The organism is Myxococcus eversor (assembly GCF_010894455.1).
GTDB lineage: Bacteria > Myxococcota > Myxococcia > Myxococcales > Myxococcaceae > Myxococcus > Myxococcus eversor.
Genome location: NZ_JAAIXY010000029.1, coordinates 18,284 through 32,474 on the forward strand (window position 1 = coordinate 18,284; position 14,191 = coordinate 32,474).

The window sequence follows — 14,191 nt, forward strand, 5'->3', positions numbered from 1 at the left end:
TCCCGTGAATCCGTCTCCCTCCCAGACGCCGCCCGAGAAGAGGCCGGAGCTGGATGACGCGCCGCCGCTCCTGGGCTCGTGGCGCAACGTCTACCTGCTGGTGTTCGGCGCCTTTGTCCTGTTCCTCGCGCTGTCGTCGGTGCTCACCTGGGTGTACTCGTGACCTTGCTTGACTGGGTGGTGCTCGTCGGAACGATTGCGTTCATCATCACCTGGGGCATGTGGAAGTCCCGGGGCGCGAAGAACACCGAGGACTATCTGCGCGGCACGCGCGAGCTGAAGTGGCCCACGATTGGCCTCGCGGTGATGGCCACGCAGGCGAGCGCCATCACCTTCCTCTCCGTTCCCGGTCAGGCGTACGAAGACGGCATGCGCTTCGTGCAGTTCTACTTCGGACTGCCGTTCGCGATGATTCTCATCAGCGCGGTCTTCGTTCCCATCTACTACCGGCTGAACGTCATCACCGCGTACCAGTACCTGGAGTCCCGCTTCGACTTGAAGACGCGCCTGTTGGGTGCCTTCCTGTTCCTGGTGCAGCGGGGCCTGGCGGCGGGCATCACCATCTACGCCCCGGCCATCATCCTCTCCACCATCCTCGGCTGGCCGCTGGAACCCACCGTCGTCGCCATGGGCGCCCTGGTCATCCTCTACACGGTGACGGGAGGCTCCAGCGCCGTCAGCCAGACGCAGAAGCAGCAGATGGTGGTAATGATGGGTGGCATGGTGGTGGCCGCGCTGGTCATCCTCTGGCGGCTGCCCAAGCACGTGTCATTCGGCGACGCCGTGGACGTCGCGGGCGCGTTCGGCCGGATGAACGTGGTGAGCTTCGACTTCAACGTGCAGGACCGTTACAACTTCTGGTCCGGGCTCACAGGCGGCTTCTTCCTGGCGCTGTCCTACTTCGGCACGGACCAGTCGCAGGTGGGCCGCTATCTGACGGCGCGCTCCATCACCGAGAGCCGCCTGGGATTGCTGTTCAACGGCGTCCTCAAGCTGCCGATGCAGCTCCTCATCCTCTTCGTCGGCATCCTCGTCTTCGTCTTCTACCAGTTCAGCACGCCGCCCCTGCTCTTCAACGACACGCTGGGCGAGCGCATGCGCGCGTCGACGCAGGCGGCCGAATACTCGGCGCTGGAGGCGAAGTGGGAGCAGGTGCAGTCCAGCAAGCGCGCGGAGGTGGAGCGCTACCTGGCGGCGGGTGACGCGGGTGACGCCGCCACGCAGGCGGGAGTCCGGGAGGCCCTGCGCGCCTCCTCGGGAGAGGCCAGCGCTGTCCGCAAGGAGGCCAAGGCCCTGGTGTCGCGCGCGCTGCCCGGCGCGGAGACCAAGGACTCCGACTACATCTTCATCAGCTTCGTGAAGCGCTGGCTGCCCAGCGGCCTCTTCGGGTTGCTCATCGCCGTCATCCTGTCGGCGGCCATGAGCTCCATCGCCAGCGAGCTGAACGCGCTGGGCGCCACCACCACGGTGGACTTCTACCGGCGCGTGTTCCGTCCGGAGGCGTCGGACCGGCACGTGCTCATCGCCTCCAAGCTGTTCACCGTGTTCTGGGGACTGGTGGCGGTGGGCTTCGCGAGCTTCGCGTCGCTGCTCGACAACCTCATCCAGGCGGTGAACATCCTGGGCTCCATCTTCTACGGCACGGTGCTGGGCATCTTCCTGGTCGCCTTCTTCCTCAAGCACGTACGGGGACACGCCGTCTTCACCGCCGCCGTCATCTCCCAGGCCACGGTGATTGGCCTCTTCATGCTCAGCGACATCGGATACCTCTGGTTCAACGTCATCGGCTGCGCGCTCGTCGTCGCGCTCAGTCTGGCGCTCCAGGTGGTCATGCCCCGCGAGCCGCGGGCCGCTCCAGTTACCGGGGCGTAGGAGACGTCCGCGTGAGCCTCGGGGCGGAGGCTCACGCGGACGTCCGCCGTCGAGGCTAGCGAGGCCCCACGAGGTACATGCAGGTTCCCAACGCGGGAGGCGGGATGACCTGCGAGAACCACGCTGGGCATCCCGAGCCCATGACTCCGACGGAGAGGGTCGTTCCCAGACTGAATCCCGCCATCCGCCAGATGAGGACCTGACCCGAGCCCGGGTTGTGCCAGACGATGTCCGGGTTGCCATCGCGCGTGTAGTCCGCGGTGGCGCCGACATAGAAGGCCAGGGACATTCCAGGCAGGGAGAAGGAGCCGAGGATGGCGGTGTTGTTCATGCGCCAGATGTCGTTCTGTCCCGAGGTGCGGTTGCGCCAGAGCAGGTCCGTCCTCCCATCTCCGTCGAAGTCCGCCGCGCCCACGATGTACCAGGGCAGCGAGCGAGGAAGGGGCGTGGAGAAGCCGATGGGCGTGGGCCCGGACATGTACTGGTAGAAGAACTGCCCCGAGACGCGGTTGTGCATCACCAGGTCCGTCTGCCCGTCCATGTTGAAGTCGCCGGATGCGGCGACGTACCAGTCCGACGACGGGAGGGTGCCTGAGATGGGCGCCATGCCGAGCACGCTGAAGGTGCTGCTGAGGAAGCGGATGGCCTCACCCGTCGACCCGGGCGAGTGGAGGACGAGGTCCGGGTCCGCCGTCGGGCCGCCGAAGTTGGAGGCGGCCTGAACGATGAGCGACGGCGACACGGCGGGCATCACCGCCGTGGTGGCCAGAGAGGGGCCGGCCATGACCCAGGTGAGCATGTTGCCCGTGCCCTGGTTCCTCCACAGCAGGTCGGAGTCCGCGCCGCCATTGAAGCTCACGACACTGTTGCTGACGGCCTGGGACTGTTTGCCCTCCGGCGCGACGCCTTCGTCGAGCGCTCCCTCTGGCGCGCCACAGCCCAGGACACTTCCAGCAAGACACAACGTCAGCACGGTCTTCTTCATGTTCAGCTCCCCCATGGGTGGCCTCTCTTCGGAAACGACGTGACTGCACGGCCCTGGGCCAGCTTGTCCGCGACGCCTGGCTCCGCCACCGAAGACAGCGCGCCAGAGAGGATGAAGCCAAAACCCAGCTCGACGATGCGCTGCGCGGGGTGCACGGTGGGTGAAGTCATGGCGCGCATCTTGACCCAGGCCCCTGATGCGAAGCCAACGCCTGCGCATACCCGCCGTCACAGGTGGTATGTCCCAATGCGTCAGTCTCCGTCGCCAGCATGCGATGTCTGGGTATAGGGGCGCATCGCGATGGCGTCATGCTCCACTCCCAGTCGAGTTCGTTGCCTCGGTGCGAGCAGCGACCCGCGAGCCTCTGGTCCAGGCCGAGCATGAGGGGAACTGACGCGTAACGTCTTCGTTTCGAATCTGCTTGCCCCGTCTTCGCGTGCGCTGATAGGTAACGAGTCGTTGACATATGAGTCCTCGCCTCGCCATCGCCACCCTGCCCACGGCTTCAGGGCCTTCATCGACGCTCGACGCGGTGTTCTTCGCGCTCGCCGACGGCACCCGGCGGGCGTTGCTGGCCCGGCTCCGGAGCTCCGAAGCGACCGCGGGGAGCCTCGCCACGGGCTTCGCGATGACCCGGCCCGCGGTGTCGCGCCATCTGCGCGTGCTGCGCCAGGCGGAGATGGTCCGCGAGGAGCGCCGGGGACGCGAGCGCGTCTACACGCTGGAGCCGCGGCGCCTGCAGCTCATCAGCGATTGGCTCGAGGACTACCGCGTGTTCTGGCCAGCGCGGCTCCATGACCTCAAGGACTTCGTCGAGTCGATGCCCGACGACGCTCCTGTCCCACCCCAGGTCCCCGCGCCTCGCGCCCCACGTTCCCCCAAGAGGAGACCCCGATGAGCCCGTCGTTCGAGCACGAGTTCACCTTCAAGCTGCCGGCCCCGCCCGAGCGGGTCTTCCGCGCACTGACCGATGCGGCCGAACTGCGTCACTGGTTCTCCGCGCATGCCGAGGTCGAGCCGCGCCTCGGTGGGACCTACCGCTTCTGGGGCAAGGCCACCCTCGGTGCTCCCGGCGAGCCCACCCGCGACCAGGTCGTGACGACGCTCGAGCCCGGCCGCCGCCTCGGGTTCGGCTGGACGATTCAGGGCGTCCCGACCGAGGTGACCTACACGCTCCAGCCCGGAGAGGGCCCGGACACGTGTTCGTTGGAGATCCTCCACGCCGTGCGAGGTCAACTGCCGTATCGCAGGCCGCGTCACGTGATTGACGACCTGTGGCGCATCCACACCGGCAACCTCAAGGACCACCTTCGCGAGGGCACGCAAATCACGCTGCCCGACTTCACCAGCGGAGCCCCCGAGGTGCGCGCGTCGATCGAAATCGCCGCGCCGCCCGCCAAGGTGTACCGCGCATTGCTCGTCCCCGAGCTGATGAACCGCTGGCTCTTTGGCGCCGCGCGCGTCGACGTGGACCGCGGCGAAATCTCCTATGGCTGGAGCTACACCTGCGAGGGCAGGACCGTGGCGGGCGGCCCCACCCGCATCCTCGAGAAGGTCGAGAACGAGCGCCTGGTCACCGATTGGCCCGACTGGCGGGGCGAGCCGGACAAGCCGATGTCGCGCGTGACGTGGCTCCTTGAATCTCTCGAGGAAGGGCGCCGTACCCGCGTCACCGTCATCCACGACCGCTTCGAGCTGCCGGTCGACCGCAGTGACTACCTGCAGGGCTGGGCCGGGTTCCTGGGCATGCTCGCCAAGGTGGCGACCGACGCGAGCTGAACGCGTCACGGCCAGGAACGTCGAACGCCGCCCGCGCGCGGGTGCATCCCACGAGCGGGCGGCGGATGGATGAAAGACAGCAGGCCTCAGAGCTCCGTGCAGTTGAGCGCTATCTTCCGATGCTCCAGCGCCTGCCGGATGCCACTGTAGACGACCCCGTTCGACGCGAGTCCGACATGCTCGACGAGGTTGTCCTTGCAGAAGTCCTGCACCGTCACGTTGCACTGCAGCGCTTCCCCCGAGGGGCTCGTCCGGTCGCAGTTGTCCATCTTCCCGTTCGAGTCCGCCTTGGTGAACACGTCGTGCAAGGTGTTGATGTTGGTGTAGTAGATGGGGTCGTTCGGCGGGCGCGTGTTGATCTCCGCGATGAACGCCGAGCCCGCCTTCATCTGCTTGCAGGGCAGCGGGTCCGCGGCGCTGCCGGTGCAGTTGAACAACAGCCGCGCCACGAGGGCGAGCATCGGGTCATCGTTGGTGCCCTTGTGGGGCGTGCCCAGGCTGATGATGCTCTCCACCGACGCATTGCCGAAATCGCGCACGTATGCCCGTGCCACCGCGCCACCCTGGCTGTGGCCAATCAAGTGGACCTTGCTGGCGCCCGTCTGGAGCAGCACGTCCGCCACCTTGAACTTGAGCTGGCGCGCGCTCTCGTGCAAATCAATCAGTCCGCCGCTGGGCAGCTCGAAGAAGAAGCGCTGGTAGCCATCCCGGTCCAACCGGCTCTCCAACGTCCAGTAGAGGATTTCGCTCGCCAGCGTGCCGCCGACGATGAGCACCGGGTTCTTGCGCGCCGTCGGGGTGGGCGTGGGAGTCGGCGCCGGCGTGGGAAGCGGTGTGGTGGCGGGGACGGTGGTGATGCCGCAGCTCAACACGCTGGCCTGCGCGCTGCCCGGGTTGCTGATGAGCGGCGGGTCCGCGCCCCAGCAGGACCATGCGCCATCCGCCTGGGGACCGTGCTGCACCATGAACTGCGCATGAGCGGAGCCATTGCCGGCGTAGGAGAGGTCGCAGCCACCACTGAGGACCTTGCCGGTGGCGGCGGCGAGCGCTCGGGGATAGGCCACGCCCGAGGTCTTCACGCCCTGGCTCACCGCGCAGCGCAGCGCGGGCTTGGGGGTGAGCAGGGCGGCCTGCGCGGGGTCCACCGCGAGCTGACACGCGACGAGTGACGCGGTGACGGTGGCGTCCTGCGGATGGTTCGGCGGGTCCGCGGCCTGGCAGCGCCAGCCCTTGCCGTTGGCCGTGGGCTTGGAGACGACGATGTTCTCCGCGTGGATGGAGCCGTTCAGCGCGTGGGAGGAATCACAGCCGCCGGAGACGACGACATAGCCCTCGGTGGCGAGCTGCGGCGTGAGGGACACCTCGGCGAGCGGGTTGCGCGAGGGGCCCGTCTTCGCGCTGAGCGTCTTGCACTGCAAGCGCAGGCTGCTGACGTTCGGCGCGCTGGCCTTGCAGAAGGTGACGGAGGCCTTGGCCCACGCGGGATTGATGACGAGCGCGGGGTCGGCGCCCTTGCACCGCCAGCCGAAGTCCCCGTCGGGAGCGTTCTGCACCATGACCTCGGCGTGCGCGGAGTCATGGCCAAAGCGCGACACCTCGCATCCGCCACCCACGCGCACGTAGCCCTGCTGCTGCTTCGCGAGAGGAACGGACGCCACGGCCTTCGGATTGGCGCCGAGCCCCGTGGCCGGAGCGCGCTCCTGGAGCGTCTGACAATCGAAGGTCACCTGCGCCGAGGCCGTCGTGCCCACGAGCAGCAGCGCGGCGAGAAGGACTCCACGCGGACCCTGTGAGGAACTCATCGCGTGGCCTCCAGGGTGGAGGTGCGAAGGTCCTCGGAATGGTGGCGATAGCAAAGCCGCGTCACGGAGCGCGCCAGCGTGTGCGTGGCGGTGTGAAGCGGAATGAAGTGGAGCTGCGTCATGGAGTCCTTCTCCTTGCGGCAGCGAGCCAGGGCCGCGCTGCACGCGCCGAGGCGTGCTGCAAGCGTTGGACCCGTGGCGAGAAGACGCCTGTCCAAGAGCGAAGTGGAGCCGCGAACCCCATGCGAATCATTGCGGCCAATGGGAGCGGACGCGTCACGGACACGTCAGGGCTGTTCCGTGACACGTCAGCTTGGAATCGTCGGCGATGGCCCGGGGTGGAAAGGGCCCTGGTCCGTGGGGACCCAGCCCGAGAGCCCGAGATGTGTGGCTATAGCCCGACGTGGAGGCGATAGGTGTAGTCGATGGGAGTTCCCATCGGCGAGAGGGCCGTGACGTGCACGGTGTGCTTTCCCGGCGTCAGCGCGAGCATCAGCCACCACCCATCACTCACGCCTTGCTGTGGCGTGCCGGTGAGGCAGGGGTCGGGGAACTGGCCCACGAGGCTCGGGTGCGCGGAGAAGGTGAACAGGGGGCTGGTGTGACGGTGGGCGGAGTAGGGCACGGGTTTTCCATTCACCGTGACGCTCACGTCCTGGATGAGGTCATTGAAGCCGCGTGCGCCTTCGCGCAGGAACTGTTCGAGCGTCTGGCCCGGCGCGGGCTTGAAGTCGGGGTCGGGGCACGGGAAGTCATTGATGATGATCCACAGCGGTACGAGCACCCGCTTGCCGAACGGGACGCGGCACGTGCGCTGATAGGTCGTCGCGCCATCATAGGCCGGGACGAAGTACACCGGGCCTGACTGCTCCACACCGCAGTCCGCGTCGAGGACCAGCTCGGGGTTGCGCTCGGCGGGGACCTTGTATGTCCAGTACCACCACTGCTCCGTCCACGCGGTGATGCTCCGCCCCAGCACGGGCAGGGCGCGTGGGAGGACCAGGGCGCCCTGTCCCGCCAGCACCGTGGCGTCCTCGGGCGACAGTGACAGTGGCGTCGCGTCCTCCAGTGGCACCACCTCCGGGGAGGTGGCCTCCGACGACTCCTGCGTCCCACCACAGCCCGCGACCCAGCCCGCGAGCACACACGACACCATCCAGCGTCCAAGCCGCATAGGACCTCTCTCCTCGAAGGTGATGACCTCCAAGGTAGAGAGGCTCGCGCGGAGCGTCTTGTACGCCGTTGCGCTCTCGTGGCCTCTACGTCCGGGAGACGCACCGAGGCGCGTGTACGGCGGAGCGGTACTCGCCCGGAGTCACCCCGAGGGTGCGGGTGAATTGCTTCACCAGGTGGCTCTGGTCCGCGAGGCCACAGGCGAGCGCCACTTCGCCCATCGGCATGTTCGTGGCGAGCAGTCGCTGTGCGTGACGGACTCGAAGGCAGCGCAGGTACACCTGGGGCGTCTGGCCCGTCTGCTCCCGGAAGCTGCGCACGAAGTGCCAGGGACTGAGTCGCGCCTCGCGTGCCAGCTCCGTCAGCGAGATGTTGCGAGTCACACTCGCTTCGATGAGCGCCCTCGCGCGACGCACGCCCGGCGCACAGGGTGTCGCCCTGGCACTGCTTCCATGAGAGGCCGCGTGCCGATTCACCAGTCCAACGAGCAGTGAAAGCAGGTCCGCTTCGCGCTCCAGCGTGGAGGTGCTCGGGTCGACCATGCCCGCGAACACCAGGGAGAACGCCCGCATCAGCGCGGGGTCGTCGATGAGGGGCGCCGCGAAGTCCGGCGGCCCGCGCGATTCGGACGCCGTCTCCCGCGAGGCGGCCTCCATCACCTCGGGGGCGATGTAGAGGATGCGGTACGTCCAGCCCACGCCGGGGTCCGCCGCGCGACCCGAGTGCATCTGCCCGGGATTGAGGGCGAACAACCGGCCCGCGGGGGCCACCACCGTGTTGCCCCGGATGAGCAGTGCCTCCGCGCCCCGGTCCATGCTGACGAGCGAGAACATGTCATGCGAATGGGGGGCGAAGGTGTGCCGGGTGTAGCTCGCGTGCTGGGCCTCCAGCCCTCGGATATCCGGGCGAACCCAGAAGCGGGGCGTCGGAACAGCATGCATCTCGGGAATGGCAACCATGGGAAGGCCCCCTCGGACAGGCCCTGGCCCGTGGGCCAGTGCGTGCCGGAAAACCTACCCGGCCCCGCTCTCCCCTCTGCTCGCGAGGCTCTCAGGTGAGGGGTATCTTCCGGGGGCTCGACGGTCCGTGTGTTACCCTGGTCCGTTTCGCCGCGCGCCGAAGCCCGCACCGAACCGCGCTCCGCACAAGAGCGGGCTCCACCTTCGAGCCCGCTCCGGTGGCGAAACCTCAGCTGCCCAGTTCGACGTTCTCGAGCACGCCGAGCGCGTCCGGAATCAGGAGCGCCGCGGAGAAGTAGGTGCTGACGAGATAGGACGAGAGGGCCTTCTCGCTGATGTCCATGCGACGCACGGACACGCCCGGCTCGACCTCGTCCTGGAGCCCCGTGCGGGTCAGGCCGATGACGCCCTGGTCCGACTCACCGGTGCGCATCACGATGATGGAGCTGGTGCGCTGCTCGGTGATGGGAATCTTGTCGCACGGCAGCATGGGAACACCGCGCCACGCCATGGCCTTGGTGCCCTGCACGTCCACCACCGTCGGGTACAGCCCGCGGCGGGTGCACTCCCGACCGAACGCGGCGATGGTGCGCGGGTGGGCCAGGAAGAAGCGCGACTTGCGGCGCCGGCTCAAGAGCTCGTCCATGTCGTCCGGCGTCGGAGGGCCGGAGCGGGTGTGGATGCGCTGCTTCAGGTCGGCGTTGTGCAGCAGGCCGAAGTCGCGGTTGTTGATGAGCTCGTGCTCCTGCCGCTCCTTCAGCGCCTCAATCGTCAGCCGGAGCTGCTGCTCCGTCTGGTTCATCGGCCCGTTGAACAGGTCCGCGACGCGGGTGTGCACGCGGAGCACCGTCTGCGCCACGCTCAGCTCGTACTCGCGCGGGGCCAGCTCGTAGTCCACATAACCGCCGTGAATCGACGGCTCGCCGGAGTGTCCGGCGGCCATCGGAATCGCCGCCTGCCCCATCTTGTCCTGGGGCTTCTTCAGGCGCTCCTTGTACCGCTCCACGTGCGCCTGCAGCGCGGGCGACTGGAGGATGAGGGCCTCGAACACCTGCTGCGGCAGCGCCAGCACCGTGCAGGCCGTGGTCGCCTTGACGGTGAAGCCCCAGTGGTCGTTCGACTCCACCACCGCCTGGTCACCGAAGTGGTCGCCGTCCGCGAGCGTGTCCAGCGTCAGCTCGTCCCCGTACTTGCCCTTGCCCAGCTTCTTCGCCTTGCCGTGGGCAATCAGGAACACGTGCTCGGCGGGAGCACCTGCCTCGACGATGGAGTCCCCGGCCTTGTACTCCTTCTGGACGAAGCGGCTCGCCAGGGCCTGGAACACGGAGTCGTCACCCTCGAAGCCGCGCAGCAGCGGCAGCTTGTGGAGCTCCTGAGCGGGCACTTCCACCCGGGCGCCCACGTTGCCGAAGTTGAGCCGGTCGTCTCCCACCGCGTAGCTCAGGCGACGGTTGACGCGGTACGTGCCGCCCGTCACCTCCACCCACGGCAGCATGCGCAACAGCCACCGGGGGGTGATGCCCTGCATCTGCGGAACAGTCTTGGTCGTCGTCGCGAGCTGGCGAGCACCCGCCGTGCTCAAGCTCGTCAGCTGCGAGTCCATGCCACCGCCGCCTGGATTGTTTGGGTTCGTCATGGCGTGGGCCTTCCGTTACTCCGAGCGGCCAATCTCGACGCTCTCCAGGATGCCGAGCGCGTCCGGGATGAGGACGGCGGCGGAGAAGTACGCGCTGACCAGGTAGTTGATGATGGCCTTCTCGTTGATGCCCATGAAGCGCACGGAGAGGCTGGGCTCGATTTCGTCGGGGATGCCGGCCTGGTGCAGACCGACGACGCCCTGGTTCTTCTCACCCGCGCGCATCAGCAGGATGGAGCTGGTGCGGGAGTCGGAGACGGGAATCTTGTTGCACGGGAAGATGGGGATGCCGCGCCACGCGGGCACCATGTTGCCGTTGAGCTCCACGCTCGTGGGGTAGATGCCGCGGCGGTTGCACTCCTGGCCGAAGGCGGCGATGGCGCGCGGGTGCGCCAGGAAGAAGGACGGGTCCTTCCACACCGTGGAGAGCAGCTCGTCCATGTCGTCCGGCGTCGGAGGGCCGGAGCGGGTGTGGATGCGCTGCTTCAGGTCGGCGTTGTGGAGCAGGCCGAAGTCGCGGTTGTTGATGAGCTCGTGCTCCTTGCGCTCCTTCAGGGCCTCCACCGTCAGACGCAGCTGCTGCTCCGTCTGGTTCATCGGCTCGTTGAAGAGGTCCGCGACGCGGCTGTGAATCTGGAGCACCGTCTGCGCGACGCTCAGCTCGTACTCGCGCGGGGACGTCTCGTAGTCCACGTACGTGCCCGGCAGCACCGGCTCGCCCGTGTGGCCCGCGGCCAGCTCGATGGCGGCCTGGCCCGACGTGTCCTGCTTCTTCTTCGAGAGCGCCTTGAACTGCTCGATGTGCTTCTGGAGCGAGGGCGACAGGGCGACCACCGCCTCGAACGCCGACTGCTGGAGCATCAGCACGGTGCAGGGCGTGACGGCCTTCGCGGTGAAGGTCCAGTAGTCCTGCGACTCCAGCAGCGCCTGGAAGCTGTAGTGGTCGCCGTCGGCGAGCACGCCAATCACCGTCTCGTCGCCGTACTTGCCGGCTCCAATCTGGTTCACCTTGCCGTGGGCGATGAGGCAGATGGAGTCCGCCTCCTGGCCCTTCGCGGTGATGACCTCGCCCGCCTTGAACTCCTTCTGCTCGAAGCGGTTGGCCAGGGCCTGCAGCACTTCCACGTCGTCGAACCCGCGCAGCAGGGGCAGCTCACACAGCTCCTGGGGGATGACCTGGACCTTGGCGCCGGCGGTGGTGAACGTCACGCGGCCATCGCCCACCGCGTACGTCATGCGGCGGTTGACGCGGTACACGCCACCGGACACCTGCACCCAGGGCAGCAGCTTGAGCAGCCACCGGGAGGAGATGCCCTGCATCTGCGGAACGGACTTGGTCGTCGTCGCGAGCTGCCGCGCCGCCGCCGTCCCGAGGCTCAACAGTTGGTTCTCCGCTTCGTTACCGGGCTTGTTCGAGTTCGCCATGAGGACACCTTGTCTTTCAGAGGTGGGGAGACTGGGAAAGGGTTGGGATTACGAATGAGTCAGGACTGGCGGAGGCTGCTGAACAGCGAGGCGATTCGGGCCGCGGAGGTGCCCAGCCCCGTGGGGCCGTGCACGTGAGGCATGGGCTTGCGGGTGCCCTGCAGCTCGAACTCCTTGTACCGGTCCACCGTCTGGTGCCAGATGAGCACGCCGGCCATCCAGTTCTGGAGCTTCACGACGTACAGGTTGAGCTTCTCCTGGGCCCGCGCGTCCAGGTTGAAGTTGCGGATGAGCGATGGCAGCTCGGTGGCGACGGTGTGCTGGAACTGCTCCATCCGCGCGGTCATCAAGTCGTTGACGACCTCCACCGCCTGGGTGGGCGACAGGTCCAGGAAGCGCTGGACGACGAGGACGCCGTTGTTCAGCTCGCCCTCGTACTCAATCTCCTTCTGATAGGAGAAGACGTCGTTGGTGAGGCACGCGTAGTCGGCCGCCGAGTTCTCCAGCGAGCGGATGGGCCGGGTGTGGAAGATCTCCGCCGGAATCGCGTCGCCGTGGGCCAGCCGCGACAGGCTCATGGTGAGGTCCGAGCCGAACGTCTTGCGACGCATCTCCACGTAGTCGACCGGGTCCGGGACGCGGTTCTGTATCTGATTGGCCAGCTCCCACAGCCAGCTCTCCGTCATGTCCTGGATGGCCTTGCGGAACAGGTTGCGCGCGCTCGGCGTCAGGTTGGCCGCGGTGCGCGCCCACAGGTCGGCGAGTCCCCGCTCCACCGGGTTCGTCGCGACGGCGGTGCTGGTGGACGGGTCATCCGGCATGAACGCCGTCAGCCGGGCGTTGAAGAGCTTCGCCCCGGCCATGTCCTTGGTGTAGCCGTAGAACGCCGGGAAGTAGTCGTCGGCGTAGGTGCCCCAGACGAGCCAGCCCGACGTCAGGTTCAGCTCTTCGGCGGTGGCGTCCGGATGAATCAGCGCGCCACACAGCGCCACGTCCGCGACGTCGAACTTGTGGTCGTCCCAGATGTACACGCCGGGCAGCCCGGGCAGCGCGTCCAGCATGCCCATGCGCCGCGCCCACGCCTTGGAGTCCTTGCGCGCGCCGTCCAGGTGGGGGCTGCGCCCCGTGGTGTACGGCATGTAGAACTTCGGCGGCACCAGGTGGCCCACCGGCTGGTAGGGCACGTGGGCGAAGCTCTTGAAGCGCTTGAGGCCCAGGGCGCCGGGCGACAGGGGGATGCGCAGCGCGGACGTGCCCAGCCCCGGGAAGGGCAGGTTCAGCTCGGCGCCGGGGCCGGAGGCGGGCTTCATGTAGCGGCTGGAGCGCAGGTGCCACTCGTGGCCGCCGGACTGCCAGTCCTGGAGCCCCCGGATGTAGACGAGGACGTTGGCCTGCTCCACCGGGTTGAGGCCGTGCTCCGCGAAGAGCGAGGGCAGCTCCGTCACCGCGGTGTTCTCGAACTGCTGGAGCCGCGACGTGAGCACGTCGTTGACCAGGTTGGCCGCCGACTGCGGGTCGATGTCCAGGAAGCGCTCCATGACCAGCACGCCGTTGGACAGCTCGCCCTCCTCCAGGATTTCGCGCTCGTAGGAGAACAAGTCGTTGCGCAGGTGGACCGCGTCCGCGAACGAGTGCTTCAGCACCAGCATCGCCCGGCTGGCGGCGATTCGGTCCGGCACTTCGGCGAACACGGCGTGCTCCACCAGGTCCGCGGACCACGGCGCCCCGCCGACCTTGCGGCGCATCTCGATGTACTCAATCGGGTTGGAGACCCGCTGCTCGCTGATGTTGTCCAACTCCCACGTGGACTCGTCCAGGAGCGCCTTGGTGCTCTCGAAGAAGCGCTTGCGCCACTCCACCGACTTGGTGGGCACCGTGCGCATCCACAAATCGGCCAGGCCCGCCTCCACCGGGTTGGTGGGCTTGGGCATGGGCGTGGACAGGTCCACCGGCATGAACAGGGGCAGCCGGTCCAGGTACGCCTTGGAGCCCTCGCGGTCCTGCGGACGCTTGTAGATTTCGAGGAAGTGGTCGTCGAAGTAGAAGACCCAGACGTACCAGTCCGTGATGAGGTCCAGCTCGGGGCTCGGCGCTTCCGGATGCGTGTACGCGCACAGGAGCGCGTAATCCATCGCGTCGAACTTCCGCTCGCTCCAGATTTCAGGGGCGCTGCCGTCCTTGGGCGCGCCGATGATACCCAGCTCGCGCGCCCAGGCCTTGGAGTGCACCCGGGCTGCTTCGAGGTTTGGATTCAGACGCGCCGGCCAGGGGACATAGAACTCTGGCAATACAAAAGGATGTTTGTCTCGCGCCTTGGCCATGGGTGCCCCTCGTTGTGACGGGGCGCTTTGTAAAGTGTTTGAAATGATGAATCCACGGATTACTCAAGCAAAAGATAAAATCGAAGGAATGCTGTTTTTTCTGAGTCTCCGGGTTGGGTAAAGCCGCACCCAGTGGGGTGATATTGATTGAACTCGTTTTCTCAGGGATGGAGAGAAACAGGGAGGCATTCGCTGTTGGAACGAGATATTCGTGGAATTGTTGCTTGTGATTGTGCCTG

The 14,191-nt window shown here is 67.1% G+C and carries 13 protein-coding genes; 4 read left to right on the forward strand and 9 right to left on the reverse strand.

Going from position 1 to position 14,191, the window contains the following annotated elements:
- Positions 1–4 precede the first annotated feature (4 nt).
- Entirely contained in the window at positions 5–163 is a 159-nt protein-coding gene (locus G4D83_RS40590) for a hypothetical protein (protein WP_163870301.1), read from the forward strand.
- Complete coding sequence (locus tag G4D83_RS40595; protein ID WP_163870319.1) at positions 160–1,872, forward strand: sodium:solute symporter family protein; 1,713 nt, start codon at positions 160–162, stop codon at positions 1,870–1,872. Before G4D83_RS40590 ends, G4D83_RS40595 begins: the two co-directional genes overlap by 4 nt.
- A gap of 55 nt (positions 1,873–1,927) precedes the next feature.
- Here the strand turns inward: G4D83_RS40595 and G4D83_RS40600 are convergent, their stop codons facing one another.
- The gene (locus G4D83_RS40600) at positions 1,928–2,857 is read right to left on the reverse strand and encodes an FG-GAP repeat domain-containing protein (RefSeq protein WP_163870320.1); all 930 of its coding nucleotides are present in this window, start codon (positions 2,855–2,857) and stop codon (positions 1,928–1,930) included.
- Between the two features lie 2 nt (positions 2,858–2,859).
- Complete coding sequence (locus G4D83_RS40605; RefSeq protein ID WP_240357094.1) at positions 2,860–3,027, reverse strand: hypothetical protein; 168 nt, start codon at positions 3,025–3,027, stop codon at positions 2,860–2,862.
- A gap of 296 nt (positions 3,028–3,323) precedes the next feature.
- Here G4D83_RS40605 and G4D83_RS40610 point away from each other — a divergent pair, with 296 nt between their 5' ends.
- Together G4D83_RS40610 and G4D83_RS40615 are read left to right on the forward strand one after the other, a co-directional pair.
- Complete coding sequence (locus G4D83_RS40610) at positions 3,324–3,755, forward strand: ArsR/SmtB family transcription factor (RefSeq protein WP_163870321.1); 432 nt, start codon at positions 3,324–3,326, stop codon at positions 3,753–3,755.
- Entirely contained in the window at positions 3,752–4,636 is an 885-nt protein-coding gene (locus G4D83_RS40615; RefSeq protein ID WP_163870322.1) for an SRPBCC family protein, read from the forward strand. The genes G4D83_RS40610 and G4D83_RS40615 overlap by 4 nt, the downstream gene beginning before the upstream one ends.
- 86 nt (positions 4,637–4,722) lie before the next feature.
- On the opposite strand, the gene G4D83_RS40620 is transcribed toward G4D83_RS40615, so the two are convergent.
- The 7 genes from G4D83_RS40620 to G4D83_RS40645 form a co-directional block, all read right to left on the reverse strand.
- Positions 4,723–6,438, reverse strand: coding sequence for an alpha/beta fold hydrolase (locus G4D83_RS40620; protein WP_163870323.1), 1,716 nt, complete (start codon positions 6,436–6,438; stop codon positions 4,723–4,725).
- Positions 6,435–6,560, reverse strand: coding sequence for a hypothetical protein (locus G4D83_RS47050; protein WP_255203510.1), 126 nt, complete (start codon positions 6,558–6,560; stop codon positions 6,435–6,437). Before G4D83_RS47050 ends, G4D83_RS40620 begins: the two co-directional genes overlap by 4 nt.
- Before the next feature lie 269 nt (positions 6,561–6,829).
- Positions 6,830–7,612 (reverse strand): hypothetical protein, encoded by a 783-nt coding sequence (locus tag G4D83_RS40625; protein ID WP_163870324.1) that lies wholly within the window; start codon positions 7,610–7,612, stop codon positions 6,830–6,832.
- A gap of 85 nt (positions 7,613–7,697) precedes the next feature.
- Positions 7,698–8,570, reverse strand: a complete 873-nt coding sequence (locus tag G4D83_RS40630) for an AraC family transcriptional regulator (RefSeq protein ID WP_163870325.1) — start codon at positions 8,568–8,570, stop codon at positions 7,698–7,700.
- A gap of 229 nt (positions 8,571–8,799) precedes the next feature.
- The gene (locus tag G4D83_RS40635; RefSeq protein ID WP_163870326.1) at positions 8,800–10,206 is read right to left on the reverse strand and encodes a family 2B encapsulin nanocompartment shell protein; all 1,407 of its coding nucleotides are present in this window, start codon (positions 10,204–10,206) and stop codon (positions 8,800–8,802) included.
- Between the two features lie 15 nt (positions 10,207–10,221).
- Positions 10,222–11,631, reverse strand: coding sequence for a family 2B encapsulin nanocompartment shell protein (locus tag G4D83_RS40640; protein ID WP_163870327.1), 1,410 nt, complete (start codon positions 11,629–11,631; stop codon positions 10,222–10,224).
- A gap of 59 nt (positions 11,632–11,690) precedes the next feature.
- Complete coding sequence (locus G4D83_RS40645) at positions 11,691–13,952, reverse strand: family 2 encapsulin nanocompartment cargo protein terpene cyclase (protein WP_163870328.1); 2,262 nt, start codon at positions 13,950–13,952, stop codon at positions 11,691–11,693.
- Positions 13,953–14,191 lie beyond the last annotated feature (239 nt).

What these genes read in the sequence shown, in the direction of transcription:
- G4D83_RS40620 (WP_163870323.1), bottom strand. Translation starts at nt 6,438, where the DNA reads ATGAGTTCCTCACAGGGTCCGCGTGGAGTCCTTCTCGCCGCGCTGCTG.
- G4D83_RS40610 (WP_163870321.1), top strand. Translation starts at nt 3,324, where the DNA reads ATGAGTCCTCGCCTCGCCATCGCCACCCTGCCCACGGCTTCAGGGCCT.
- G4D83_RS40605 (WP_240357094.1), bottom strand. Translation starts at nt 3,027, where the DNA reads ATGACTTCACCCACCGTGCACCCCGCGCAGCGCATCGTCGAGCTGGGT.
- G4D83_RS47050 (WP_255203510.1), bottom strand. Translation starts at nt 6,560, where the DNA reads ATGACGCAGCTCCACTTCATTCCGCTTCACACCGCCACGCACACGCTG.
- G4D83_RS40615 (WP_163870322.1), top strand. Translation starts at nt 3,752, where the DNA reads ATGAGCCCGTCGTTCGAGCACGAGTTCACCTTCAAGCTGCCGGCCCCG.
- G4D83_RS40640 (WP_163870327.1), bottom strand. Translation starts at nt 11,631, where the DNA reads ATGGCGAACTCGAACAAGCCCGGTAACGAAGCGGAGAACCAACTGTTG.
- G4D83_RS40630 (WP_163870325.1), bottom strand. Translation starts at nt 8,570, where the DNA reads ATGGTTGCCATTCCCGAGATGCATGCTGTTCCGACGCCCCGCTTCTGG.
- G4D83_RS40635 (WP_163870326.1), bottom strand. Translation starts at nt 10,206, where the DNA reads ATGACGAACCCAAACAATCCAGGCGGCGGTGGCATGGACTCGCAGCTG.
- G4D83_RS40645 (WP_163870328.1), bottom strand. Translation starts at nt 13,952, where the DNA reads ATGGCCAAGGCGCGAGACAAACATCCTTTTGTATTGCCAGAGTTCTAT.
- G4D83_RS40625 (WP_163870324.1), bottom strand. Translation starts at nt 7,612, where the DNA reads ATGCGGCTTGGACGCTGGATGGTGTCGTGTGTGCTCGCGGGCTGGGTC.
- G4D83_RS40600 (WP_163870320.1), bottom strand. Translation starts at nt 2,857, where the DNA reads ATGAAGAAGACCGTGCTGACGTTGTGTCTTGCTGGAAGTGTCCTGGGC.